This is a genomic window from Peredibacter starrii, assembly GCF_034259205.1.
In the GTDB taxonomy this organism is placed as follows: Bacteria; Bdellovibrionota; Bacteriovoracia; order Bacteriovoracales; family Bacteriovoracaceae; genus Peredibacter; species Peredibacter starrii.
In genome coordinates this window covers 1,874,155-1,898,686 of record NZ_CP139487.1, presented here as the reverse complement: position 1 = coordinate 1,898,686, position 24,532 = coordinate 1,874,155, and the positions used below count along the sequence as shown (strand labels likewise).

General features: G+C 43.3%; 30 protein-coding genes. 13 read left to right on the top strand and 17 right to left on the bottom strand.

What is annotated here, in order from left to right; genetic code table 11:
• Nucleotides 1-10: 10 nt before the first annotated feature.
• Nucleotides 11-412, top strand: coding sequence for an alternative ribosome rescue aminoacyl-tRNA hydrolase ArfB (gene arfB, locus SOO65_RS09615; protein ID WP_321399774.1), 402 nt, complete (start codon nucleotides 11-13; stop codon nucleotides 410-412).
• Here the strand turns inward: arfB and SOO65_RS09610 are convergent.
• The 7 genes from SOO65_RS09610 to SOO65_RS09580 all read right to left on the bottom strand — a co-directional run bounded on the left by SOO65_RS09610 (nucleotide 409) and on the right by SOO65_RS09580 (nucleotide 6,848).
• On the bottom strand, nucleotides 409-750 hold the full coding sequence (locus tag SOO65_RS09610) for a hypothetical protein (RefSeq protein WP_321399773.1): 342 nt from the start codon (nucleotides 748-750) through the stop codon (nucleotides 409-411). The genes arfB and SOO65_RS09610 overlap by 4 nt on opposite strands.
• Entirely contained in the window at nucleotides 751-2,205 is a 1,455-nt protein-coding gene (locus SOO65_RS09605; RefSeq protein ID WP_321399771.1) for a carboxypeptidase M32, read from the bottom strand.
• Nucleotides 2,202-2,543, bottom strand: coding sequence for a Spx/MgsR family RNA polymerase-binding regulatory protein (locus SOO65_RS09600; RefSeq protein WP_321399769.1), 342 nt, complete (start codon nucleotides 2,541-2,543; stop codon nucleotides 2,202-2,204). Before SOO65_RS09600 ends, SOO65_RS09605 begins: the two co-directional genes overlap by 4 nt.
• 52 nt (nucleotides 2,544-2,595) lie before the next feature.
• Nucleotides 2,596-2,955 (bottom strand): response regulator, encoded by a 360-nt coding sequence (locus SOO65_RS09595; protein WP_321399767.1) that lies wholly within the window; start codon nucleotides 2,953-2,955, stop codon nucleotides 2,596-2,598.
• A 171-nt stretch (nucleotides 2,956-3,126) separates the two neighbouring features.
• Nucleotides 3,127-3,708, bottom strand: a complete 582-nt coding sequence (locus tag SOO65_RS09590) for a uracil-DNA glycosylase family protein (protein ID WP_321399765.1) — start codon at nucleotides 3,706-3,708, stop codon at nucleotides 3,127-3,129.
• On the bottom strand, nucleotides 3,701-6,472 hold the full coding sequence (locus SOO65_RS09585; RefSeq protein ID WP_321399763.1) for a PAS domain S-box protein: 2,772 nt from the start codon (nucleotides 6,470-6,472) through the stop codon (nucleotides 3,701-3,703). The genes SOO65_RS09590 and SOO65_RS09585 overlap by 8 nt, the downstream gene beginning before the upstream one ends.
• Nucleotides 6,473-6,521: 49 nt before the next feature.
• Nucleotides 6,522-6,848 carry a hypothetical protein gene (locus tag SOO65_RS09580; RefSeq protein WP_321399762.1) on the bottom strand — a complete coding sequence of 109 codons (327 nt, stop codon included), beginning with the start codon at nucleotides 6,846-6,848 and terminating at the stop codon, nucleotides 6,522-6,524.
• A 99-nt stretch (nucleotides 6,849-6,947) separates the two neighbouring features.
• Here SOO65_RS09580 and SOO65_RS09575 point away from each other — a divergent pair, with 99 nt between their 5' ends.
• Complete coding sequence (locus SOO65_RS09575) at nucleotides 6,948-7,709, top strand: C1 family peptidase (protein WP_321399761.1); 762 nt, start codon at nucleotides 6,948-6,950, stop codon at nucleotides 7,707-7,709.
• Here the strand turns inward: SOO65_RS09575 and folE are convergent.
• On the bottom strand, nucleotides 7,690-8,400 hold the full coding sequence (folE, locus tag SOO65_RS09570; RefSeq protein ID WP_321399760.1) for a GTP cyclohydrolase I: 711 nt from the start codon (nucleotides 8,398-8,400) through the stop codon (nucleotides 7,690-7,692). The genes SOO65_RS09575 and folE overlap by 20 nt on opposite strands.
• Nucleotides 8,401-8,874: 474 nt before the next feature.
• Between folE and SOO65_RS09565 the strand changes: the two genes are divergently transcribed.
• Nucleotides 8,875-9,750 (top strand): DUF72 domain-containing protein, encoded by an 876-nt coding sequence (locus tag SOO65_RS09565; RefSeq protein WP_321399758.1) that lies wholly within the window; start codon nucleotides 8,875-8,877, stop codon nucleotides 9,748-9,750.
• 10 nt (nucleotides 9,751-9,760) lie between these two features.
• Entirely contained in the window at nucleotides 9,761-9,916 is a 156-nt protein-coding gene (locus tag SOO65_RS09560) for a hypothetical protein (RefSeq protein WP_321399756.1), read from the top strand.
• A gap of 316 nt (nucleotides 9,917-10,232) precedes the next feature.
• Here SOO65_RS09560 and SOO65_RS09555 read toward each other — a convergent pair whose 3' ends face one another.
• Together SOO65_RS09555 and SOO65_RS09550 are read right to left on the bottom strand one after the other, a co-directional pair.
• The gene (locus tag SOO65_RS09555) at nucleotides 10,233-10,673 is read right to left on the bottom strand and encodes an NIF family HAD-type phosphatase (protein ID WP_321399754.1); all 441 of its coding nucleotides are present in this window, start codon (nucleotides 10,671-10,673) and stop codon (nucleotides 10,233-10,235) included.
• A gap of 3 nt (nucleotides 10,674-10,676) precedes the next feature.
• Nucleotides 10,677-11,543 carry an SDR family NAD(P)-dependent oxidoreductase gene (locus tag SOO65_RS09550; RefSeq protein WP_321399753.1) on the bottom strand — a complete coding sequence of 289 codons (867 nt, stop codon included), beginning with the start codon at nucleotides 11,541-11,543 and terminating at the stop codon, nucleotides 10,677-10,679.
• A 145-nt stretch (nucleotides 11,544-11,688) separates the two neighbouring features.
• Here SOO65_RS09550 and SOO65_RS09545 point away from each other — a divergent pair, with 145 nt between their 5' ends.
• The 6 genes from SOO65_RS09545 to SOO65_RS09520 all read left to right on the top strand — a co-directional run bounded on the left by SOO65_RS09545 (nucleotide 11,689) and on the right by SOO65_RS09520 (nucleotide 15,489).
• Entirely contained in the window at nucleotides 11,689-12,765 is a 1,077-nt protein-coding gene (locus SOO65_RS09545; RefSeq protein WP_321399751.1) for a flavodoxin family protein, read from the top strand.
• Between the two features lie 15 nt (nucleotides 12,766-12,780).
• The gene (locus SOO65_RS09540; protein WP_321399749.1) at nucleotides 12,781-12,981 is read left to right on the top strand and encodes a hypothetical protein; all 201 of its coding nucleotides are present in this window, start codon (nucleotides 12,781-12,783) and stop codon (nucleotides 12,979-12,981) included.
• Nucleotides 12,982-13,223: 242 nt separating this feature from the next.
• Nucleotides 13,224-13,895, top strand: coding sequence for a hypothetical protein (locus SOO65_RS09535; RefSeq protein ID WP_321399747.1), 672 nt, complete (start codon nucleotides 13,224-13,226; stop codon nucleotides 13,893-13,895).
• Nucleotides 13,896-14,006: 111 nt separating this feature from the next.
• Nucleotides 14,007-14,657 (top strand): hypothetical protein, encoded by a 651-nt coding sequence (locus SOO65_RS09530; RefSeq protein WP_321399745.1) that lies wholly within the window; start codon nucleotides 14,007-14,009, stop codon nucleotides 14,655-14,657.
• Between the two features lie 124 nt (nucleotides 14,658-14,781).
• Complete coding sequence (locus tag SOO65_RS09525; protein ID WP_321399742.1) at nucleotides 14,782-15,192, top strand: CBS domain-containing protein; 411 nt, start codon at nucleotides 14,782-14,784, stop codon at nucleotides 15,190-15,192.
• Between the two features lie 15 nt (nucleotides 15,193-15,207).
• Entirely contained in the window at nucleotides 15,208-15,489 is a 282-nt protein-coding gene (locus SOO65_RS09520) for a hypothetical protein (RefSeq protein ID WP_321399740.1), read from the top strand.
• A 35-nt stretch (nucleotides 15,490-15,524) separates the two neighbouring features.
• Here SOO65_RS09520 and SOO65_RS09515 read toward each other — a convergent pair whose 3' ends face one another.
• Nucleotides 15,525-15,722 (bottom strand): DUF3606 domain-containing protein, encoded by a 198-nt coding sequence (locus SOO65_RS09515; RefSeq protein WP_321399738.1) that lies wholly within the window; start codon nucleotides 15,720-15,722, stop codon nucleotides 15,525-15,527.
• A 115-nt stretch (nucleotides 15,723-15,837) separates the two neighbouring features.
• On the opposite strand from SOO65_RS09515, the gene SOO65_RS09510 reads away from it, so the two are divergent.
• On the top strand, nucleotides 15,838-16,107 hold the full coding sequence (locus SOO65_RS09510; RefSeq protein ID WP_321399736.1) for a hypothetical protein: 270 nt from the start codon (nucleotides 15,838-15,840) through the stop codon (nucleotides 16,105-16,107).
• 18 nt (nucleotides 16,108-16,125) lie between these two features.
• Here the strand turns inward: SOO65_RS09510 and SOO65_RS09505 are convergent, their stop codons facing one another.
• The 5 genes from SOO65_RS09505 to SOO65_RS09485 all read right to left on the bottom strand — a co-directional run bounded on the left by SOO65_RS09505 (nucleotide 16,126) and on the right by SOO65_RS09485 (nucleotide 22,828).
• Nucleotides 16,126-19,218, bottom strand: a complete 3,093-nt coding sequence (locus SOO65_RS09505) for a coiled-coil domain-containing protein (RefSeq protein WP_321399734.1) — start codon at nucleotides 19,216-19,218, stop codon at nucleotides 16,126-16,128.
• A 136-nt stretch (nucleotides 19,219-19,354) separates the two neighbouring features.
• A complete protein-coding gene (locus tag SOO65_RS09500) occupies nucleotides 19,355-19,564 on the bottom strand; it encodes an RNA-binding S4 domain-containing protein (RefSeq protein ID WP_321399731.1) in 210 nt (69 codons plus the stop codon).
• Between the two features lie 10 nt (nucleotides 19,565-19,574).
• Nucleotides 19,575-21,032, bottom strand: coding sequence for a sensor histidine kinase (locus tag SOO65_RS09495; RefSeq protein WP_321399729.1), 1,458 nt, complete (start codon nucleotides 21,030-21,032; stop codon nucleotides 19,575-19,577).
• A gap of 44 nt (nucleotides 21,033-21,076) precedes the next feature.
• Nucleotides 21,077-21,952 carry an MBL fold metallo-hydrolase gene (locus tag SOO65_RS09490; protein WP_321399727.1) on the bottom strand — a complete coding sequence of 292 codons (876 nt, stop codon included), beginning with the start codon at nucleotides 21,950-21,952 and terminating at the stop codon, nucleotides 21,077-21,079.
• Nucleotides 21,953-21,994: 42 nt separating this feature from the next.
• Nucleotides 21,995-22,828, bottom strand: a complete 834-nt coding sequence (locus SOO65_RS09485) for a protein-glutamine glutaminase family protein (RefSeq protein WP_321399725.1) — start codon at nucleotides 22,826-22,828, stop codon at nucleotides 21,995-21,997.
• Between the two features lie 189 nt (nucleotides 22,829-23,017).
• On the opposite strand from SOO65_RS09485, the gene SOO65_RS09480 reads away from it, so the two are divergent.
• The gene (locus SOO65_RS09480; RefSeq protein ID WP_321399723.1) at nucleotides 23,018-23,986 is read left to right on the top strand and encodes a metallophosphoesterase; all 969 of its coding nucleotides are present in this window, start codon (nucleotides 23,018-23,020) and stop codon (nucleotides 23,984-23,986) included.
• Here the strand turns inward: SOO65_RS09480 and SOO65_RS09475 are convergent.
• Entirely contained in the window at nucleotides 23,976-24,107 is a 132-nt protein-coding gene (locus tag SOO65_RS09475; protein ID WP_321399721.1) for a hypothetical protein, read from the bottom strand. The two genes, SOO65_RS09480 and SOO65_RS09475, sit on opposite strands and share 11 nt — an antisense overlap.
• Nucleotides 24,108-24,297: 190 nt before the next feature.
• Between SOO65_RS09475 and SOO65_RS09470 the strand changes: the two genes are divergently transcribed.
• Nucleotides 24,298-24,525, top strand: coding sequence for a hypothetical protein (locus tag SOO65_RS09470; protein WP_321399719.1), 228 nt, complete (start codon nucleotides 24,298-24,300; stop codon nucleotides 24,523-24,525).
• Nucleotides 24,526-24,532: the final 7 nt, after the last annotated feature.

The window sequence follows — 24,532 nt, the reverse complement described above, 5'->3', positions numbered from 1 at the left end:
CATATCCTGTATGGATAAGATTAAAATACCTTTTTCTGAATTCAATTTCTCCTACGCGCGCTCAAGTGGTGCCGGCGGACAAAACGTTAATAAAGTGAATACCAAAGTCATTCTCTACTGGAGAATCTTTGAAACCTCCGCCTGCCGTCCTGAGGTCATTGAACGTTTTAAAAACAAGTATGGTCAGTTTATTTTAGACAGTGGTGAAGTGCAGATTGTTTGTCAGGAACACCGAAGTCAAAAGATGAACATCGACGCCTGTGTGGAAAGAATACACTTCATGATCAATGATGTGGCCCGCCCTCCTAAGATCAGAAAGGCGACCAAACCAAAACGCAGTGCTGTTTTAAAGAGATTGAATACGAAGAAGAAAGATTCTGAGAAAAAACGCCTCCGAAGAGGCGATTATTAATAAACGAGTCCGCAGTCCGGGCATTCGCTCGCTGATGGTGCAAACTTAGCTCCACAGGCCTGACAAATAACTTCTGAAGCTGTGGGGTCAAACACCTGGTTCATATGCTCAAAGTTCGGCACATGCCCTTTTACGTGCTTTAGATAATCATTCTGGAAATGCTTTTGGAGAACTTCCTGATCTTCCCCTTTTCCCCAAACTTCAACTGTCACTTTACAGCCAGTCGTACAGGTTTGCGGGTTAGTTTTAAGAAGCAACTCCACACCCATCGCTTTTAAACGAAACTGATGGTTCTTTGCATCCTGAAGGTCCATGACTCCTAAAAATAGATCTTCCACTTACACCTCAAACTTTTCAGTCAGATAATTCAGATAATCTTTCACGTCCAGTTTACCCACAATGTCCTTGGCGTCCACTGAGCGACCTTTCGAGTGAATATTTTCCTTTAAGTACTCTCCGATTTTCCCGAGCTTTCCGTTTCCAACGTCTTTCTTGAAGTTCGGCATGTCTTTTTTCATTTTCTGATAGATCGTGCCTGAGATTAAATTCCCCAAAGTATAAGTTGGGAAGTAACCAAAAGCGCCGCCCGCCCAGTGAGAATCCTGCATCAGTCCTTCAGCATAGGTCTTCGGAGTTAGACCCAGGTACTCTTTGTATTTCTCATTCCAGATGGCCGGAATGTCGGCCGCTTTAAGACCTTGATTAAAAATCATCTCTTCAATTTCATAACGAATGATGATGTGGAAGTTATAGTAAAGCTCACACTCTTCGACACGGATCATGCCCGGAACTGATTTATTGAAGATGTGATAAAGCGCTTCTTCGTTCACACCTTTCATCGCCGCCGGGAAAAGCTCTTTCATTTTCGGATGAATGAAGTGACAGAAGGCTCGAGAGCGCCCTACTACGTTTTCCCAGAAACGAGATTGAGACTCATGAACTGAAAGTGAGATCGCTTCCTGAAACGGAGTTCCGGCCCATTCACGTGGAAGGTTGTGCTCATAAAGCGCATGACCAACTTCATGCATGGTTGAAGATAATGAATCAAGGTTCTCAGTGGTATAACGAGTGGTGATACGCTGATCAAGAGGAGAAATATTAATACTGAAAGGGTGAACTGACTCATCCAAACGTGAGTGAGAAGCAGGTAGACCACAAAGTTCTACAGCATAGGCACTCAGCTTTTTCTGAGCATTAATATCAAATGGCCCTTTTAAGTTTTTAACTTTTACAAAAGAGCCATCTTTCTTAACTGCGTGAGAAAGTTTCAGAAGACCTTTTTTCAGATCTCCAAACAGAGAATCGATTTCAGCAGAAGAGAACTCTTTATCATGCAGGCGAATAAGAGCGTCGTAAGGAGTTTTAGTTTTATAAAAAGTTGCCTCACGTTTTTTTAGATCAATAAGTTTCTGAAGGTGTGGTTTGAAAGCACTCCAGTCATTCTTCTTTCTCGCTTCCGCCCAGGCATGAGTCGCCATGGTTTGGGCCTTAGAAAGTTCTACCACGTGCTTTTCCGGAAGGGCCTGAAATAGGTCATAGTCCCACTTAAGCTCTTTTAGGAGTTTCTTCTCACGGGGCTTTAAACGCATGCCCTCCATTTCTTTTAAGAGAGAGGCATACTTCTTTGAAGTAATCTGAGAATGGATTTTTGAACCGATGTAGCTTAAATGCTCGGCGCGGTCTTCTACCGCTCCTCTCGGCATCATGGTTTCCATGTCCCAGTGAAGCAGGGCCTGAATGCTTTTTAGATAAGAGATTTCCTTAAGATATTCCTGAACATTCTTAGTACTCATTTTACAACTTCCTTGTAATTGTCTTCATCAAAACCAAAGGCCAATACTTTTCCGTTTTTTTCCAGAATTGGTCTCTTAATCATTGAAGTATTTTCGGTTAAAAATTTGATCTTGGCCTTAGGGGCAAGGGCCTCATACTCATCTTTGAATTTTTTGTAAGTCACACCTTTTGTGTTTACCGGCAATCCGCCGAAGACTTCGCTCCATCTTTCAATGTCAGAAGCTTCAGGCCTCACTTTCTTAAAATCGATAAATTCTACGTTCACTTTCTTCTTCTCAAGATAAGTGCGCGCCTTTTTCACGGTATCACAATTAGGAATGCCAAATAGTTTGTACATAGGACCAGCTTTGTTAAAAAGAATGTTTCGGGGAAATTATAGCTGAAGGAGACTAGGAAAATCGAGCTACAGTCTTAAGAATTGTGTCGAGCTCCACCGGCTTACTAAGAAAAGCGGTGATATTGAAGTTTTTCATCTTTTCTTTGGCATTTGCTTCGGCCGACATAACAACTGTCGGAATGCTTGCCCAGTTAGAGTTCTTCAATTGTTCTGTACGGAAAGAATAGCCGTCCATTACCGGCATCATGAGGTCGATCAAGATGAGATCAGGGTTACCTTGAGTCTGAAGATACTTCAATCCTTCAAGACCATTGATAGCTGAAGAAACAGAATAGCCCTCGCTTTCAAGCAGCTCAACAAGGAGCTCTCGAATAGAGGTGTCATCTTCAACTACAAGAATACGCTTAGTCATTGGTGGAGAATTATCCCTTACCTTTAAAAAAGTCAATTTAAGGAATTGGCCCAGCAAAAATTGATGAGCATTCGGAATTATTACATATTTTTTAAAGAAAGGTGACAATTAAAAGGTGCAAAAAAGTGCAAAAAACAGCTCCAACCTTAAGATTAAATATAGGTACTTTCGCTAACCTCTTGTTCTAAACTTCAAGCGGTAATTGGTTAAAATAAAATTAAACTTCGGTTCGCCCCTATGAAGCTTCTCCCAGTCCTCGTAGTCTGGATGATGAGAAAGGCTTCTCACACTTTGCCCCGAGGGAGATATCAATGTCACTTTCTCGATATCAGAAGACTCAGGAAAGAGTTTATTGAACCAAACTTCAACTTTGCGTGAAGTAAAGAAGACCTTCTTAATGCCATTATCGCGGATAATATCAATAAGATCGTTGTTCCATTTAATTTGATAGAGATCTGAATCAGAACCTCCACCATTTTTACGACGACAGGCCTTAATGACGTCCCCTACTGCGATTCCCTGATCTTCCAGGAGCCGAATGACATCCTTCTTGGACTTAAGATCTCGATCAAAGCACAGCCCCAGGAGTTTCCATAAAAGATTTTTCTCTCCACCAAAGAAGAAATCCAACTCGTGAGGTTTAATTTCGGAACGTTTTTTTGGATTTGAGAACTTAGCGATGGGAAAGCTACCAACGATCATCCATCGTGGCTTTTTTGGGATGAATTCACCATAAGGATGAACTTCAATCATGGTCCAGGGGGAGTTCCATGATGAAAGTCGAGCCATCTCCTAACTTACTTTTGACGAAGAGGGCCCCATCATGCAGCTCTACAATTTGACGAGAAATATAAAGACCTAGACCAAGTCCACTGATTTCTCTTCCAGTGACGGCCCTTTCAAAACGCTGAAAAATTCTCTCCAGGTCTTTGGATTCAATTCCTGGTCCCTGATCGTGAACCATGAGACTTACCTTCATGTTGCTGGAGCTAATTTCTACTCTGATAGGACGACCGGCCCCATACTTTATGGCATTGGTGATCATATTGATCACCACCTGTTCAATGCGATAAGAATCACAGAACACGGTCACTTCAGGACACAAATGAACTGATAGTTCACAACCCGCGGCCTGCATCTGAGGACTGAGTCGTTCCAACACGTCTTTCACAAAGGCACAAAACTTAAACTTTTCCTTATGAATAGTCAGACGTTCCGCACGAATGCGGGCAATATCAAGCATGTCATCAATGAGTCGGTTAATTCTCTTTAGCTGTCGATCGTCGGCCTCGATCATCTTGAGCATGTTCTTTTCATCAAGGACCTTAGACTTATCTTTCTCAAGCTGTCGCTTCCTCATCTGATTTTGAAGAGTCAAACTCGTGAGTGGAGTTTTAAGCTCATGGGAAGCGATGGAAAGAAACTCATCACGGGATTTAATGGCATCTTGAGAATGAATATAAAGAAGTGAGTTCTCAATCGACATAGACGTTCGATAAGCAAGCTCTTCTGAGAGCCACTTCGATCGACCATCAAATTTATAACGACTGTTCTTGCTGGTAAAAAAGGTGATCGTTCCAAGAAGATTCTCTTTGCCTTTCAGGCGAACCACAATGGCGGAATGAAATCCCACATCATTAAGCTCTTCAAAATATGAGTCGGGATATTTACTTCGGTAACTTTTTGAAAATTCCATCACATCATCAATTACAACGGTTCGTCCGGTTATGAGGGAAATGAAAAGTGGATGTTCCTGGGTATAGCGCTGAGGATATCTTTCATGAATGGAGAAAAGTTTCTCTTTCATTCCTGGTCTCTCGCCTCCCACAACAATTCTTTTAATCGTACCATCCGGATGTAGCTGATCAATTAAGCAGCCATCACAGAAATACCTGGCCGCGAAATCGGCCATTTTCTGCAGGTTCTCAAGATAATTAAATGAGCTGGAAAGAATTTCAGAAGTCTGAGAAAGAAAACTCTGATCTGCAACGGCGACTTTTTTCTCAGTGATATCGATCACAGTTCCCATATACAAAACGATTTTACCGTTCTCGTCCTTAAAAGAGGTCCCTGAACCCTGAATCCATCTGACTTCTCCATCCACTCGAAAAATACGGTGCTCGAAACCATAGGGCCGACCGGTTTCCTTGGCACCATCTATAATCTTCTGAACTTCTGCATCATCATCAGCGTGTTTTCTTCTCCTATATTCACTTAGGGTCCCAGGATTCTGACCTTTCTCATAGCCGTAAATCTTACAGAGTGTGGGGTCCCAATGAAGCTCATCTGTCAGTGGATTCCACTCCCAAATCCCAATACTTCCGGCATTAACGGCCATGGAAAGACGGTTCTCTGCCAGTTCTTTTTCGGCCACACTTCGTTCAAGTTTTTTTTGAGTTTCTCGGCTTTCAGTCACATCTTTTAGGACGATCGCTATCTCAATGACTTTTTTACTTTCATCAAAAATAGGAGAAAGCCAGGCCTCCACCCAGCGGCTTCTGGCATGAGGGAAAATCTCTGACATGTCCGCATAAAAGGCCGGCGCATTTACCGCTTCTCCTTCATAGGCACGAACGATATAAGGATACAGTCCAACATCTTTCGCTTTTGATTCATTTAAAATATTGATGCTGAACTCATCTGGAGAAAGATTAAATAACTTTCCCCAGGCACTATTGACCGCAACCCTTTTCCCCTCAAGATCATAAATTTCCATAGGCAGAATAGACTGTTCAAAGAATGTCTGGAAGCGATTGCGGGTTCTTTCTTGTTCTTTTTCTTTTTGTTTTTCTTGGGTGATATCTCGCTGAACGATAACAAAATGTTTCTCACCATTGAGCATGAGTATCGTCACTCGACAAGCTGTTGTGACAATTTGACCCGTCTTCTTTTTATTAAGCCACTCGCCTTTCCAGACCCCTTTTTTCCTCAGAGTCTCCATCACATCACGAAGTTGAATCTCACTTTCTTCCGGGGTCCATGCGTTCAAGGTCTGGAGCGGTTTTCCTATTAATTCTTCCGGGGCATATCCAAAGAGAGCTTCCTCTGCGGTATTGGTATATGCGATGGTTCCTGGCTTATTACAGATCACCACACCTTCAGAGATACTCTCAAGAACCATGGCCTGAAGGTTTAGTTCCTGCTCAAAATAAACCTTCTCGGTGACATCATTCCCGATAATAAAAATATTTCCATTACTTGCCTTGCCACTCCAGTTGATCCAACGAAAACCGCCGTCTTTTCCCAGACAGCGATTAGTGAAATTGTTGATGATTGTTTTGGAACCGGATAAAAGGCTTTCTATACTTTCAAAAGTTTTACCGATGTCTTCAGGATGAATAAATTCTTTGATGTTTTTATTTTGAATGTCCTGGGGTTCCCAACCAAGAATAGTATCGGCCGTGGGCCCTACATTCAGAAAATTTCCGTCGCCAGAGATGATGGCCACCAAATGGGTGGGCAAATGAACGATCTCTTGTAACTCTTCCTTGGTCCAAGGGCGATTGGTCTTACTCATGAGTTTAATAGAATCTCATAAGTTGCGGAAACACTCTCGACTCTATGAATTAGTTGCAGCTTCCCAAAATGACCTTACCTTTCTGCTCAAGTTCGGCCTCAATGTTGGTTTTGGAATGCATTAAAACAGTGAGCTGCATATTTGAGGATTTGAAAACAAGTGGCACAGGACCATCTTCAACTTCCATATGGAAGGCCATATCGACTTTAGATTGATTTAAATAGTAAGTTCCATCCTTGCAACGTAACTTCACTTCAGTCCGTTTGAAGGAACAAGTAAGCGCCTGAGGACTATCGCTAATGCCGTAGACTTCACAGTCGCGTGCAAAAACCAGCGATGGCATAAGACAAAATATAAAGAGAATAAAAGTACGCATTATTCCTCACCTGTTTTCACACTTAATCATAACTTCACTCGGGCCTCAATACTTCTTGGGTCTTGACTGAGAAAGCCTGTTGTTTTTACAAGGACGCTTATGACGTTAGCTTGGCCTATTCTGATTCTATTAAGTTTTAACGCATTTTCTGCCCCTTTGCCTACTCGATACACTGATCTCGTTAAATACGTGCAACCAGCACCTAATCAGGCAGACACCAAGTCTTGTTGGTTTGTGGCCTCAACGGGGGCGATGGAGCTTTTGTTGAACAAGCGGGACAACATTGAAAATCCAGAACAGGGTGGAACCAATGATTTGTCTGAAGCATTTCTCATCTGGCAATCAAACTTTAAAGACCCGAAGGATCCTACTCAGCATTTTATTGAAGACATGGTAATGCGCTTTAATCACGGGGTTGCGATCAAAGAAGAAGACTGGCCCTTCGTACCTGATATGTCCCTCTGGGACCCAAATCCAGATTTTGACGTTCTCCCGCGGATAAAGGTGCCACAACTCACGACCGAATTTTTATTTGCTCGAGGTGGCAAATGGGACACCCATGTTTTAGAAGCGAAAGATGTTCTCAAGATTAAGCAGTCCCTTTACCGTTATAAATCTCCCATCATTATTAATTATAACGACAATGATTACTGGCACGTGATCCTCATCGTGGGCTATGACAATTCTTTAGCGGGAGATTGTTACGAGATCGAAGAAAGTGAGTGTAACAAGAAAGGAGCTTTTATCGTAAGAGACTCCAACGGCAGCAGAACTGAAAATCGCGCTTATAATTGGTTTTTATATAAGGCCAATGCTGCTGCCGTGGTTCGTTTAAAAGATACTACTGCTTCAAGAGACTGAAGAACTCTGCACGAAGCTTTGGATCTTCTTTAAATTTACCATCAAGTGCAGAAGTCATCATTGAAGCATTTGCTTTCTTGGCCCCACGACAAGTTAAACATCCGTGAGAACCTTCAATCACAACCATCACACCTGCTGGTTTCAATTCTTCTTTAATTGAATTCATGATGCCGTAACACATGCGCTCTTGAAGCTGCGGACGCTGAGCGTGCATATCAACGATGTGAGCAAGTTTCGAAAGACCCACTACTCGAGAATCCTGGCCATGAGTTGTATCCGGAAGATAACCCACATGGGCCTTCCCAATGAATGGGAAGAAGTGGTGACTACAAAGTGATGTGTAGTCGATGTCTTTTAAAATAATCACTTCGTTATAGTTCTCTGCCGGGAACGTTGTAGAGAAAATTTCTTTCTGACTTGTGCCAAGACCAGAACAGATTTCAAGAAGAGCACGGGCCATGCGATTCGGGCTACCAACAAGGTTCTTGTCATCAAGATCAAGATTAGGGAAGGCCATCTTAAGTCCTTGAAGAACTTTATCGTAACCTTCTGCCATCTTTTCACGAGCAGCATTTAGTTCAACAGCGCGCGCACGAAACTGAGCAAGTTCAAGGTCTAGAGTTTTTTCTGGGTTATTAGAAGAGGCCAGCTTACGGGCCAGGTCTTTATTAAATGATGCTTCAAAAGCCATAGAACAACCTCATAAAAGACATTTTTTGGAATGGCCGACCATACACTAAATCAACGACTTTTGCCTCGTTAATGAAGCTATTACCTAGTTTTTTTGTAAAAATTCGCGGTTTTTGGGGTGTTTTATGAGGATTTTGCTAAAAAAATCGAGACCGAACTTTCACTGCTGGACCTTTGATAACGCCGGTCTTGTCTGTGAAGGGTGACCGAGTGACAGTCTCCCGCCGGTCTCAAAAAAGGGAGCCATCCGAAAATGACTCCCATTCAATCCGGTATGTAATGAAACAATATTACAGAGCCTTTCTAGTTTCAGAATCTACTCCTGTAAATTCATCAACGAAGTCTAGGCAAGTAACCCGGACCCATTCATTATAACACGATCACTTTTTTCTTCGTCTAAAGTGTACAGCAAGAAGATTGAAGTAAAATAGTTTGCTCTTTTTTTTGACTCTGTGGTTTCTGCTAGAATGATTTTATGAGTGAAGTTGAAGTAGGAATTTCAGGCTGGACTTATGATGGATGGAGAGGAACTTTCTATCCGGAAAAACTAGCGCATAAAGATGAGTTGAAGTTCGCGAGTCGTGAATTACCTACCATCGAAATTAACGGCACTTTTTATTCGCTTCAGCGACCGACGAGTTATCAGCATTGGTATGAATTAACACCGGATCACTTTAAGTTCGCGGTCAAGGCCAATCGATTTATTACTCATATAAAAAGATTAAAAGACATTGAAACTCCCATGGCAAACTTCTTTGCCAGTGGACCATTATGTCTTCGGGAAAAGCTTGGACCTTTTTTGTGGCAATTTCCACCCAGCATGCAGTTTGATCCGGATCGGTTTGAAACTTTCTTAAAACTACTACCTACTGATTTTGAAGAGGCCCATGTTCTTGCAGGGAAGAATGAACTCTTTGAAGAACGAACCGCCTTTGATATTGATGTGAACTACCCTATTCGACATGCAGTAGAAATCAGAAATGTGAGTTTCTTGAACCCATGGTTTGTGGAATTACTGCGAGAGCATCAGGTGGCCATTGTCTTTGCAGATACGGCCGGCAAGTGGCCTTATATGGAAGACCTCACTTCGGACTTTGTATATGTGAGACTTCATGGCGATGAAGAACTTTATGTGAGTGGTTATGATGATCGGGCTCTTGATTTTTGGTCAGAAAGAATAAAGCTTTGGAAGCAAGGCCTGGAACCCCAAGACCGTTTAACCATTTCAGAGGAAAAAGCACCTCAAATTGAGAGAGATGTTTATGTGTATTTTGATAATGATGCTAAAGTTCGGGCTCCGGTAGATGCAAAGAGTCTTATACGGCGATTGGATGATCGCTATGTGGCGTGAAGGAGGCACTATGTGGTTTTTTAAATTACTTTTATTAATTGCAATGATTGCTAGTTGGATACCAAGTGTTCGTTCTCAAGATGATACTTCTCACCATCGCTATTATTCATCTAATGAGCAGCCGGAGCCTGAGGAAGAAGAGGAAAATGAGGAGCTGGCGGCGTGATCCAAAGAAATCTTGAGTCATTTAAATCCCTCTCCTGAAGTGTCGAAAAGACGCTTATGAAAATGATAATTATCCTATTGCTATTGATTTCATTTTCCACCTACGCTGACTATCAAAAGTGTTCCAAAAACAATGACTGTGTCGTTGTCTTCTCCCAAAAATGCGACATCCCTCATGTGGCCAACAAACAAAAGGCCAGCGTATATCTTCGTGAGATAAATGAGCTGTACGAAAAAATGAATTGTGAGAAAATTCCAAACGTAGGTGTATGGAAGGCGTCATGCTTAAAAAGCAAATGCCATCTCTCTCAGAGCAACTAAAAATCTCCGGGCGCACATTGAAGCACGACTAGCCCCTCGGCCCGCCACATATCCACCACTTTCTGGCGATCATCTACGACAAACAGCACAGAGAACTTATCGCGGATATGCTTTTCAAATATCTCTAATTTAATAATGTTGTCCGAGCGAAAGTCATTTCGCTTGCGCATAAATAAGTGATGAAAAGTGACCTTATATTTTTTTAGCCACTGCCTGGTTTGATCTTCAAGTTCGTCAGTGCGACCAGAAACAATAATGATCTTATGGTCTTGGGCAAAACGGTTAATGATCTCTCGACACCACTCATGAAGTTCATCGGTCTCGATGCTTTTATTAAAGCTCTTCCAATCTTTCTTTCCACCTTCAAGATGCTTTAATCGCACACGAATATCCGCCAGCGTTCCATCCAGGTCAATAATCAGTGCTTTTTCTTTCATAGACTAGATGATACGAGACTTTTTCAAAAAGAGGAAGGCCCCACCCAATGCAACTGCTCCACTTGCCATCCAGCTTTTCTTAGACGTCACAATATCCCGGCTATTCGGATGCTTTTGGAAGTAGCCCTGAATTCGAGGGAGAAACTTCTCCATTAATGGGAAAGTTCGCGCACTCATGCCACTGGCCCCGATTTCAGCAATGGGTTTTTGTGCACATTTTAGAATCGCACCCGCAACAACGTCCTGCGAAGTCAGAGGACTTGGTTCAGGCTTTTCCATATCTGTTTGAATGGGTGCGGGAATGATAAGTGAAACTGAGACAGGAATTTTTTCCTGAGATAGTTCTTTTCTATAAGTATCAGTGAAGCCCTTAATGGCATGTCTCGAAGCTGAGGCAACACCCAGGGTATTTAATTCAGCTTCATCTACCGCACTTCCTACATTGATAAGTGCCCCGCCCTTCTCTTTTAAATAAGTGGTCGCAAGTTTACACCCATTCACAAAGCCCCAGAAGTTTTCCTCAAACAGTGCCTTGGTTTCTTTCTTGGATAGTTTTAAATGATCAGCTTGAGGAGTTGTCCCGATGTTATTGATCCATGTATCAATTGTGCCAAATGTTTTAACGCATTGGTCGGCAGCAAATTGCATCTGTTCCGTTTCTTCATCTGAGATTGCTATGGCAGTGTCATAACCTTTGGCGCGCATGTCATCCTGCAAGCGTTGCAACTCTTCTTCTTTGTCGATTCGATCCACCATAAAGACCTTGGCCCCTTGTTCAACCGCCATATGAAGTGTTGCCACACCAATTGAACTCGTTGCACCAGTCATGAAGATCACTTGCTTATAAAGAGGTTTGAGTTTTACTGCCATACGGCCTCCTATGCTTTTCCTTATTGTCCGGATGGCGGTCTGCAGGTGTAAAGAGAGAGGAGCATTAACTTTGTCGCAGAGAGCTTGGTGAAATTCGGCCAACCTGCCATGATCAAAACCAAATCCTTAAGGAAGGAGGATAAAAATGTTTGGTCCTAAAGTAAGAAAGTCAGACTCTGATTGGAAACTTGAAGAAACCGAGTTTCGTCGTCGTTATCAACAACAGTTTCGTCATCCTAACTACGATAAACATCGTGATGCCATTGAGGAGATCACTAATGAGGCCTGGAAGAATTATCAGGAAGGCAAAAAAGCACCCAATACCGTGCCGGCCGGTCCTCAATACAAAAACTCTGACTATGAACTGAGCATTGATTGGATCGCTTCTAAGGCCGCAGTGGATGAGGCCCAGAAACTTCACGATGATCCAAGTGGTCCTTCTCGAGTATTAGTCATTTGTGGTTCGGATCGAAATGATCTGACGTGCCCGGGAGAAATCTCAAAATCCTATCGATTGTCCAAGATTGCCATTGAAACTCTGAAACACGAAGGGATGGAGGTTGAGTTCTTAAATCTCTCAGAGATGAATTCCCAATACGGCCAAACTATTTATCCCTGTAAAGGTTGTGTTTCCACTTCTCAGGCGCTCTGTCACTGGCCCTGTTCCTGTTATCCCAATCATTATCTGGGACAAGTCCATGATTGGATGATGGACATTTATCCTATGTGGGTGCGCGCCCATGGAATCATGATTATTACTCCGGTTTACTGGCATTCAGCTCCGAGTGCTTTGAAACTCATGATTGATCGTCTGGTTTGTGCAGACGGCGGAAATCCAGATCCAACATCAACTCTCGGGAAAGATGCCCTCATGGCAAAGAAGTTAGAACTCAAAGGTTGGGACTATCCCCGACACCTTCAAGGAAGAATTTATTCTGTCGTAGTTCACGGAGACACACAGGGAGTTGATCAACTAAAAAACGTCCTCACTAACTGGTTAGATGAGATCATGCTCATCCCTTCAGGTGTTTATGGAACTGTTGGAAGATACATTGGTTATTACGGTAGCTATGCAGAAAGTCATGAAGAACTCGATCGAGATCACGCGATTATGGAAGAAGTCCAAAACTCAGCGCTGGCACTTGCCATGAACGTCACTGCAGAAAGAGCAAAAAAATTAGACACTCAAGTACCTGACTTACACGACCCACGACCAAAATAATAAAAAGGAGTGAACATGAAAAAAGACATGAAGAAGATGATCACTAAAGGTGCCAGTAAACTCACTGATAAAATGGACATTGGTTGGTTTAAGAAGAAAATGGTTAAGGCCTATTTGAAAAGCCCTCCTAAGATCCAATACGCACTTGCGAAATTCGGAGTGAAGCAAGTCGTGAATAAAAAGAAAGTTGAACTCGAAGAATTGATCCGTCATTAATTCAACACACATTTCTAGCTTGGTGCATTCTCTGATTAGAATGCACCGTCCATATTTTCCAACATTATAATTTCACAAAAATATCTTTCTGATCTACTCAGTCAGCTCTTCATTTTAATTAAATTTTTCGGCCATAACGGGTTGATGATGCCTTCTTTTTTTGATTAACATGGGTCCACATCTAAAGAATGTCTAAAGGATTGAAGAAGAATTTGATCCGATACAAACTAAGGAAGGTATTCATGACTCGAACGTTCTCTCTCCTGTTCTTGTTTTTATTTCTCGCTTCATGCGGAGGCGGCGGCGGTAGTAGCGCTGGAGGTAAAACATCACAAATTGATGCAAGCGAAGTAGACAATGCAGGGCAAGTAGCAGATGAGGATTCTGCGACTGATCCGGCACCAACTCTTGCGCAGACCTTTGAAGTAAATGCAAAACTGACTGGCTTTAGTGCTAACAACGAAGACAAAGTACAAAAGGCCATTGAACTCATTAAGCAAGTAGTTGCCTCTGATAAATTTAAGTCCCGCATTTTAAATTTCAAATACAACGGTAAGAAAACTTTCGTTCAAAACAACGGTCTAACTAATGCTCAGATCTATCAAAAGATCCTCGAAGGCGCGGAAAAGCTAAGCCCGGCGAAAAACAATGCCATGGATGTCCAGCTTGAGACCTACTATGTGGACGCAAATGTCATTGGCTACACTATGGCCAATATCAAGACCATTTATATGAATCGAAAGTACCTCGGCTCTTCGGATTTTCCTCCATATAAAGTGGCCATGAATATGACTCACGAGTGGCTCCATAAATTGGGTTTCGGACATGACTCTGAAGCGACTGACAGACGTCCTTACTCCGTTCCGTATGGTGTTGGTTACATTATGCGAGACATGGCAAAGGCGATTGATTAGTAGTTTTTCTATCAACAATATCTCTCCATTCGGCAGAAAGTTTTGCCCCCATGGCCAACTTTAGTGCATGTGCAAGAATGGAGTGATTTTTAATCCAGGAAGGATTAAACCATGACGAAAACTTTCTCTGTCTTATTTCTTTTTTTGGCGCTTATTTCCTGCAATAAAAATCAGGAGCAACGCCAGACATCTTTGAACCATAAATTATCCAAGAAAAAATCTGAACAACTGCCGCAGATGCAGGAGGACGTTCCGAAAGAAGCAAGAAGCTGGGACGCAGACGTTTACTTGGTGAACTTCAATGAAGAGCAAGAGGCAAAAGTGATGAAGGCCATCGCCATCATTAAAAAGGTCATCTCTTCGGAAGAATTTAAAGATCGTGTTTTAAACTATACCTACGAAGGTAAAAAAGGTTTCTTCGGGAATGAAGGTATGACCAATGAAGAGGTCTACCAAAAAATTCTAGAAGGCGCTGAGAAGATGGGGAATACCAGCAAGAATAACATCATGGATGTTGAGTTAGAACTCTACCATCAAACGACAAACACCATTGGTTACACTTATCCAAATACCGTACGCATTTGGATGAATATGAAATATTTCACGAAGTACACTCCCATTAAAGTGGCCGACAATCTTATGCATGAATGGATGCACAAACTTGGCTTCACCCATGCTGTGACCTGGTCACAAAGCCGCGACCACTCTGTTCCGTATGCTATCGGTTACTTAGTGGAAGAGCTGGCCGAAAAATATCAGTAATAAAACCGAGGGAAGCAATCGCTTCCCTTTCTTTTTTAGCATCACCTCAATCATCCTTTAGAGAAATTATATTCTACACCTCAATTAGCGATGTCAAAATCAAGCTGAGAACAAGGAGGTCACGATGCAAGTTTCAGAAGTTATGCACAAAGGAGTCAGTACCGTACAGATTCATGACTCCATCAAAAAGGTCGCGGCCTTAATGAAACGTGAAGATATCGGTGCGGTCCCAGTATATAAGAACGAACGACCAGTAGGATTCGTAACAGATAGAGATATTGTCGTGAGTTGCGTTGCCCATGGGCACGCCACTGACGATCCCATCTCTCACGCCATGACCCGCGACATTGTTTTTGTACGTGAAGGTGATGACATAACAATGGCCACAAAAATCATGCGTGAGAACCAAATCTCCCGTCTGTTAGTGGTCAATGAAAGCGAACAGCCAGTGGGAATGCTCACACTTCAGGATCTCACTAAATATAGTAATGACCAAAATCTTAAGGCCGAAACCATCACGGAAATCAAAAGGTAAACCTTGGAGGTTTTTATGAAGAAGTTTATGACAATCCCTCTCCTGGCAATGCTTGCCATTCCCGCTTATGCAGGGAACATGGGGGCCAGATCAAATGTAATTGAAGAAGAAGAGGCCGTGTATGAAGAAGGATATGGCAATGATCTGGATGATGAAATGGTAGAAGAAAGAATGGAAGAGCGTTCAGTGATTGTTGACGATGACGCTAAAGACGAAGTCAACTACAATGAGCGTACTCGTACAAACCGCGAACGCCATGCTATTAATACGTCCGGCGACGCCAGCGACGATCAGTAATCTTAGTTGAAGGTCCTGCTTGCCAGGACCTTCTTTTAGTAAGTCACGGGCCAGTTAATGAGAAGCTTTTTTGCGAGATGAAGTCTCACATCATGAACTCCTGGTCCTACCTGTCTCACAATATCCTTTAATTCATCGGCCCTAAGGTTTAGTTCGTCACACCAATACATGACGTCCCAGGCCTCCATGACATTAATCTTACGGTCATCAATAACTTTCTGTGGTTCAGTCATAGATACCTCCTAAGGTCTGTTATTTTTATCTGTGACTTTCTGCCGTCGTAAATTTAAGCCAAGCTAAAATTGCACGTTTAAAATTCTGTGTGTCAAAATAGGTATTGGAGGCACCATGAAATATTTATTTCCCGTATTAGTTACAGCACTATTCGGAATGGCACTCACTCCAGCAGCAGAGGTAAAACAAGAAAGTAAGGCGCCTGATCAAACAGATACCGTAAAAACAAAATCAGCGGCACCTGTGAGAGATGCGAGCGGGCAAATCCTGGATCAGGAAGATAAGCAGGAACAAGTTGAAATGGAAGAGAGTGATCAGATAAATGAATTTGATCTTGGCAACGGGACAACCACCAATCAAAGAATTAACTGGCCGGAACCGTAGTCCCGACCAGCTAAACCATTAGTGAGGGAGAAGAACAATTGCTTCTTTCTTCAACACTTTACCAGAATAAATAACCGACAGCTCCAGATTGATTGTTTTCCCTTTCGCAGCATCTTTAAAGCTGTAAGAGAAGCGAACTTCTTTGGCAGCACCCTGTAGAATGCCACCTGTTTTAAGTGAGGTCTCATTTTGATCAACCAGTGTAGCATTCTCACCCACGGCCTTTAAAACCACTTCATAGCCGTCTTTAATCTCTTCTATCTTTGGTGAGACCTTAACACTCATGAAGTGAATGTTACGGCGGAAAACACCTTTAATGTCCGGAGTTTTATTGTAATTCATTCCAAGATCATGGGCCGGATTTGCACTAAGGGTCTGCACTAACTCAAACTTCTCCTGACGGATGGCTCGGTATAAATCCCCCGGAAGTTCAACAACCCCTCGAACAATTACTTTTTCACCGGCGCGAGCAGAGTCATTTACTTTCAATTTCAAGGCCGGAAGATCGGCCAGCGACAAGGCAGGGGCAGAATTAAGAGTCACTTCCCCATCAATTTTTTGAGCATTCACAACTTCAGTAACTCTCACCATCACCGGACCATTTAAAGGAACCGCGGCCACGTTTTTAACTTTACCAACGATTGAAATCTCTTCCCCACCGCGGAAGTTTTCAGCTGCTAAGGCAGTTGAGTCCACTGTCAGGAGTGGTTTTACTCTCAAGTACTCTTGAAGTTCTCGAGAGGCGTCCCCTTTTGACTTCTCTTTGGCCTTAACGATTTCAACTTCATACGAAGATTTGTAAGTGGACTCATATGTACGCTGGTAGATTTCGATTTTACCGATACGAGTTCCTTCAGCTCGACCAATCTTTGAGGCCTCTGAGAGCTCTTGGGGAAAACTTGCTTCTCTTTGTGAAACATCTGCTGCATCAAACTCTGATTGAAACTGACGCTGATAGGACTGGCCAAACTCTTCACGAGCGGCAGTCACATAATTATTTGCGAATGTGCCCTTATATGAGCCTTCACAAGCGGCCTTAAAAACAGCCAGTCCTTTATAGACTTGGGCACAAGCAACTGTTCCAAACGGTATTTTGGTTGGAACCTGGAATGCCACTTCCGGTTCAGAGATTCGGAGGGCCCGGGCCTCAACAGCTTTTACATCTTTTGCGGCCGTTACAATTGAAGCATCCAGCGGAGTTTTTAGTTCTTCACTACGTGCTAGTTCCGATGGAGAAAGTGGCCCAACACTTTCACGAGCACCTTCAAGAGCGACACTTCCACGAATCATTTGAAGGGACTTTAAAGCGGCCATCATTGGTTTTTTAAATTCAGCTTGTACAAACTCTTCAAAGAAAACTGGCTTAAAGTTTCTTTGAGCAAATAGTTCAGCGTCCTGAGCGGCCTTAAGGCTCGCCTCTTCAATTGCGCGTGTGCGGTCTTCGATTGAGGCCAGTCCCTCGGAGTAACCAAGATCATAACCTTGAATTTCTCCACGAACACTTCCCCAGTAACGGGCCTCAGCGCGACCCATCTCTTGCCCCACGGCCATACCATTTTGTTTTGCAAGGGCGGATGAAAGACGAGAGCCTTCTGCACGTCCCAGAGTTGTTCCCGTTTCCGCCTGTCCGGCACCAAGTGCCTCGGCCTCAGTTAAGTATCTTTGATAGAGATCTCGACGAGTGCTCATTTCATTTTGAGCAGAATCACGTGAACGAGTGAGATCGGCCAATTTGATTTCATCTTTTGCCACTGCCTGAGTGAAAGTTCTCTCGTCTGTACGCGCACGGGCCAGATCCGCCTCACCTTCAGCAATCTCTTTTTCATCCGCACGAATACCCGCCTGTAAACGAGGAATCGTCGCCTGGTTGCTACGAACTCTCTCTGAGGCCTGGGCAATTTGCGAGCTTAGGTTTCTACTATGATTAGAAAGACTCTCAATTTGAGAGCGAACATTTTGAGCATCACGAGCAATGCTATCAGCATACTGACGTTGACGCTGAAGATCCGCCTGGTGATTGGCCAGCTCTTGTTGAACACTTGCCATGATATTAGCGTTCATCGCCTGAGCAGTACGAACTTGGGCCAGTTGTCTTTCACTGCGATCCATTTCGTCTTTCACCTGTCGACGTTCAACTGATAATTTATCGATGCGGCCTTGTGCCTGGGCAATTCTTCCCGGTAAAGCGGCCTGGTTGCGTCTTGCTTCATCCAGTTGAGATCTCTGCGTTCTCACTTGTGCTTGCGCACGGTTGATTTCCCCTTCCATTCTTCTGATGTCATTAGCGGTATTGTTGCGGGCATTAGTGGCCGCTCCCAATCTTCTTTCCGCGTCCTGAATTTCTGCAGCTGGTGCACCCGCCGCACGAAGACTATTTACTTGTGCCTGATACTCCTGAACTCGACTCTCAAGCGAAGCGAGTTTTCCACGTTCAGAACCAAGACTCGCGTTCAGAGAATTAACTGTAGATTCAGAGCGAGCAATTTCAGATTCTAAAGAGCTGATTCTAGTTTGAGCACCGGCCAGTTCTTGCTCCATCTGTTTTTTCTTCTGATATTCTTCATTCACGGCCCTATCAATTTGTTGGGCCTCAGAATTTGCTCGGCGAAGTCGAGACTCTGCTTCACTCTCCTGACGCTGAAGTTGTGTCCTTTCAGAATGAAGTTCACGATAGCGCTGCTCTTTACGAGCAATGGCGTCTTCAAGCGGTCGCATCTCGCGAATGGCCTGGTTATATCGAGATTCTAATTGTGATTGTTGGTATTGAAGATTTCGGATTTCGTTTTCTGCGCGGGAGCGTTCATTTTGAAGGGTTGAAATTCTACGCTCTAATTGAGGAATTTCGATTTCCAGTGCCGCAATCTCTTCCTCTGCCGCCTGGATCTGATCATGAAGATCAGAAAGGTGCTGGGTCATCTCAGAGATAAAACGCTGGGCCTCTTGAAGTGAAGTACGAGAACTATTTAGCTGGGCCTGTGCCGCCGCCACTTCTTTTTCGAGGGTCCTATAACGAGTCTCATAGGGTCCAAAGTTAATTTCATCCGGAAGACTTTGAGCGAAGACTGGTGCAGAAACAAGACATGCGAGGACCAAGATTGTTTTGGACTTCATTTGGATACTCCCTATCAATTGAAGACGTATCCTTAGGTATAAAACAACCAAATTACTTTTATAAGGGGTGACAGAATTTAATATGCAGATGCTGTAAAAATAGGGTCACAGTGACACTCTCGGTGTCTTTTTGACTTCAGATGACTTTTACTTTTTCGCCCTGAAAATCTACGACCTGGCCCGAGCGGATCTTGCAACGCTTGCGAAGCTCAACCTGACCATCGACTTTAACTTTACCTTCAGCAATAAGGTGTTTCGCCTCTGCTCCGGAGCCTGTTAGATCAGTGATCTTCATAAGATCACAAAGAGGAATAAACTCTGAACCTTCTAAATTGAATTCTTTCATGGCGCGGATACTACAAGGACAGAGGCAGACTGACAATAAACTCGGCCCCTTTATTTAACTCACTCTCTACAAAAATCTGTCCGTTATGCATTTTGAGGATTTCCCGGGCGATGAAAAGACCCAGACCTAACCCCGAAATGTCCGCATTGGCCCGTTCAAAGCGCTGAAAAATACGTTCCTGATCATCCTTGGCAATCCCCGAACCATAATCCTTAACATGGATCTGGGCCTCGTTACCATTGCGATTGACCCAGACTTCAATGGGCTTCCCGCTTCCATAGCGGCCGGCATTGGTTAAAAGATTTGTTACCACTTGCTCTAAACGAAATTTATCCCATCTTCCCACAATTGGTCCGGTGGTTTTAAATGTCACAGAACAATTTCTTTCTGCAAGATGTGGAGTCAGACCTTCCACGATGTCTTGAACCATTTGAGAGAGATCAAACTCCTCCACTTCAAGGCTTAACTTATTGGTCTGGATGCGAGAGATGTCGAGCATGTCATCCACTAAGCGCGATAGTCGTTCAACGCTGTGATCAGTTTGATTGAGCATCTTTTGAATGTAGTGAGACATGTCTCCATTCATACCTGCCTTCTCGATGTAACGCATGAGAAGTTGAGTCTGAAGTTTAATTGAGGTCAAGGGAGTGCGAAGTTCATGAGAAGCAACTGATAGAAAGTTATCACGAGAAATAATGGCGCCCTCCAGGACTTCAGTCATGGCAATTTTTTGATTCATTGAGCGATCAATCGCGGAGGCCCATATAGCAATTCCCAGAACTAAAGTCGTGGCGAGCAAGACCGCGACCAAAAGACCATCTGAAGCAAGTAACTGATATGAATTTTCAGTCGCCTCTTCCACGGGCACAAAATGCATGCCGAACATGCCTGCGTAATGCATACCAGAGATACCAAATCCCATGAAGATCCCACCGCATCCACGAAGAAGAAATCCATTTCGGCTAAAATCGTTTTTAAGTTTGAAGGCAAGAAAGAGTGCAATGAAAGAAGAAACCACTGCGATAACAATTGAAAGGATGACCCAAAACATGTCCCAGTGAATGATGGCCGACATACGCATAGACGCAATACCAATGTAGTGCATGCCCGCGATCGCCACACCCATGGCCAGACCTCCTCCGACCTTTGTAATCAGGCTCGAAGTTTCGAGACTCACAATATAAAGGGCCAAGGCCGAAGCACCGATGGCCACCACAATGGAGAGCACCATCAAGGGAACATCGTAGGCAATTTCAATTCCCGGTAAACTAAAGGCCAGCATACCGACAAAATGCATACTCCAGATGCCGACCCCCAGTGCAAATGAACCTCCGAGGAGCCATCCCCACCGATGACGTCTTCTGGCGTAGGCAAATGAGTTAGCGAGATCGAGAGCAATATAGGAAGAAACAATCGCAATAATAATTGAGAGTATGACCAGAACATGATTGTGGTGATGATCGTGCATACTAAAATTGTAGGGCCACTCTTAAAAGAAGCAACGGTGGGAATCTAAAGATTTCTGAATTTCATTTCTTTGATGAGTGCTTGAAGTGCTGCGTGAGATTGCGAAAACTGTCCCCACCCTCCATGCCCTGGAAGAATCCATTCATAATTTTTCTTAAGAAGTTTCTCAACTGACCGAATCTGCTCGTCCCAGGAGTACCAGCAAACCCCTTTTGACGCTAACAGAATATGATGGGCAGTATCAACAAAGAGGTGATCTCCGGTGAAGAGAAATTTATTTTTATAAAGTAGACACATGGAGCCTTTAGTATGGCCCGGCGTCATAATAACAGACAGGTCTGCTGCTAACTGGATGTCGTCCTCACCTTTAAGAATGGTTTCGACATTTGCAGTGTCCGAGGTCACCTCATCTTCATGAATGATTCTTTCGCACTTAAAATGAGCGCAGAAGAGTTTATGATCGGCTACATCATCTTGGTGAGAGAGAAACATTTTACGAACTCCACCAAGCTTTTCCAGTTCCTGCACAAGCCACGGATGATAGCGAGGTGAATCTACCAGGACATTCCCCTCTTCTCGTTTAATCAGGTAGCTTGAGGCCCCAAAAGAATTTCGAGACGTATAACCGAGATAGTAAACGGCATCCGCAATGTGGAGCGGAAGACCAGCACCTAATTGTTTGAAAATTTCAGGAGCGTTTTGAACCCCAATGGAATTGGTGGGACAAGAAAGAATCGCCTGCTTGGCCCTTTGCCAATCATCCTTTGATTCTGGTTGCTTCATCACCACCGATTTATCATCGTGGTTTTCCCGAAAGAGATCTGGTCCCAGATGAAAACAAGTCCCACAATCAATACAAGTGGTATCGACGAACAAAGGTCCGGGAACATTTTTTGGATGTGACTTTTTAATTAAGGCCATGGAGGCATGGTAAAAAACTTTTTACCTCTCTGTACCTTAATTTTAAAAGGCCTCCCAATATGCCCAATCGACTTCAGACTTAATGAATGATTTTTTCTCGTAACCATTATTGTCACGACTAACGATATCTCGCGGTTGCCAGAAGTACATACTCACCGGAATCAGGTAACAATCCTCTTTCTCCTGATTATTCCGGTAATCGTTGTATTTTTGTACAACAGGACATTTGCGTCCGCTATAGATAAAGATATTCGTCCACGAATTCACGAAACGTGGTGTAGTGGTATAACGGCGATCCAAAACTCTTTCTACTGATGCTCCTCCTTCATTCACTAAAACCATCGGTGAAACATGAAACCACCATTGGTATCGATAGTTACGAATGTAACGATTAGTGAAGAACAAAAAGAGCTTCATGGAGTTTAAGTTCGAACGTTTATATTCTTCATAGGCCCAGATATGAGCACGGTTATAGCACTGAGATTCATTCTGATAGTTTCTTCTCATGCGTGAGAAAATGCTATTTGCCTCAGAGTAACTTCCCAGGACAGTGGGATCGTAAGAAAAATTTGGCGCTGTTTTTACCTCTTCAGGGGAGACCGAATTTTCATTCTCAACAGTTTCAGCACTTACAAAACTATTAGTATTATCCACCACGACTTCCAGGTAATCGCCATTTCTTTGACTGTCTTCAAAGTCTGTTATTAACTCTCGTTCTTCTTCGTCCAGAAAGACCACGCGCCCATTCTCAAGTTTAATCAAGTGTGGTAAATTTCCTTCACCTTCTTCAATCAGCTCGACCCGACTGGTGAATTCATCTGCAAAGGCCGAGAATGAAAATAAGAAGAAGAACATCAGAGGCATGACAGTTTTCATGGTGACCCTCCTTGGTCGTGATTGACCTTAACGGGAATGATTGTGGGTGAAAAGATGCGCACCTATGAAATGAAGTGAAGTGCTTTAATTGGACAGAAATTGAGATTCTTATTCTTTATTACATCCATCCTGGCACCTGCCTATTTATACCTGGGATTTCGCCTAGGAAGTCATTGGTCACACTGGCCCATGCTGGGACTTCTCTTTCTTCTCATTGCTAGTTTTCCCTTCAAACGATTGTTTCGCTTACAAATACATCTGGCCTACATGGCCATGGCATTCCTTACTTTTCTAGTGGTCTTTACCATCGTGCGTGACATTGCCTGGTTAATCACGGGTGAACTGGCCCCTATCAGTTATGTATTTATTCTCACTGTTGTGAGTCTCATTGTGGGATTGATCAATGCTTCCCGTGGACCTCGGGTAAAGCATGTTAAAGTTCCAGTGAATGATCTGAATGAAAATCTCATTGGTTTTAAGATCGCACAGATTAGTGACTTGCATGTTGGTGCCACCATTCGAAAACGCTATGTGGAAAAAGTTGTAAAAAAAATAAATGCTCTTAAATGTCATATTGTGGTTTTGACGGGTGATATTGGGGATGGAAATGTTCGTGAGTATCGGGAGGACATTGCCCCCATTGGAAATTTAAAATCGACCTACGGCTCATTCTTCATTCCGGGAAACCATGAATACTACTGGAACGCCAACGAATGGTTAATTGTGCTTAATAACCTAGGGACCATCAATCTCGTGAATCGGGGAAAGATAGTTAAGCATCAAGGAGCGGATGTCCTGGTGGCCGGAATTCCTGATCCGGTTTCCCGATTAACTCCTAATCTTGATACGAAGTACGCCGACTCCGCAAGCTTTAAGATCCTTCTCTCTCATCGTCCGGGGATTGCTCCAGATGCCGAGAAGAGCGGCTTTCATTTACAACTTTCCGGCCACACTCACGCGGGCCAATTCTTTCCCTGGACCATCGTGGTGAAATTCGTTCACAAGTTATCACAAGGTCTTCATCGCGTAGGAAATATGTGGGTGTACGTGAATCCAGGAACAGGCAGTTGGGGACCACTTGTGCGTTTAGGAACAACTCCAGAGATTACTCTGCTGGAGTTGGTTCGATCTAAAGAAGTAAGACTGATTAACGATTAGGAATTCGATCCTGGATTTTGCTGATTCTCTTAGAGAGATCTTTTGAGAAAGTGCGGTATGTCTTTCCCGCATCTTTACTAAAACGTTTAAAGAACTTTTTCGCTTCTGATTTAGTAATCATATATTCCTCCAGAGTTATACATCTCAACCATCGAGCATACTCAATGCTCTCTCTGCAGGGCCATTGAAAAAAAACTTTGGTCAATTACCCTTTAGAGGAACTTTAGTTTCATCTTCATCTCCGGGCCGATTCAATGATGTTATGCGAGGCAATCATGAAAATATTTGTAGTCTTTTGCTCATTTTTTTTCATGTCAACAGTATGGGCCATGGGTAGTCCAAATCCGGCCAACACAAGTGCTATGGGTGGATCCGCCGCGACCCTGAATCAGGTCACTCCTGAAGAGGAAGAACAACCTTTGACAGAGGAAGAAGAACTAAAATTGCAAGAGATCGAAGAGCAGAAACAATCACCTGATGAACAGCTCCAGCAAGAGGAGATTGAACAAAACCGTTACGACGTTGTACCCGATCAGTAATCAGCTC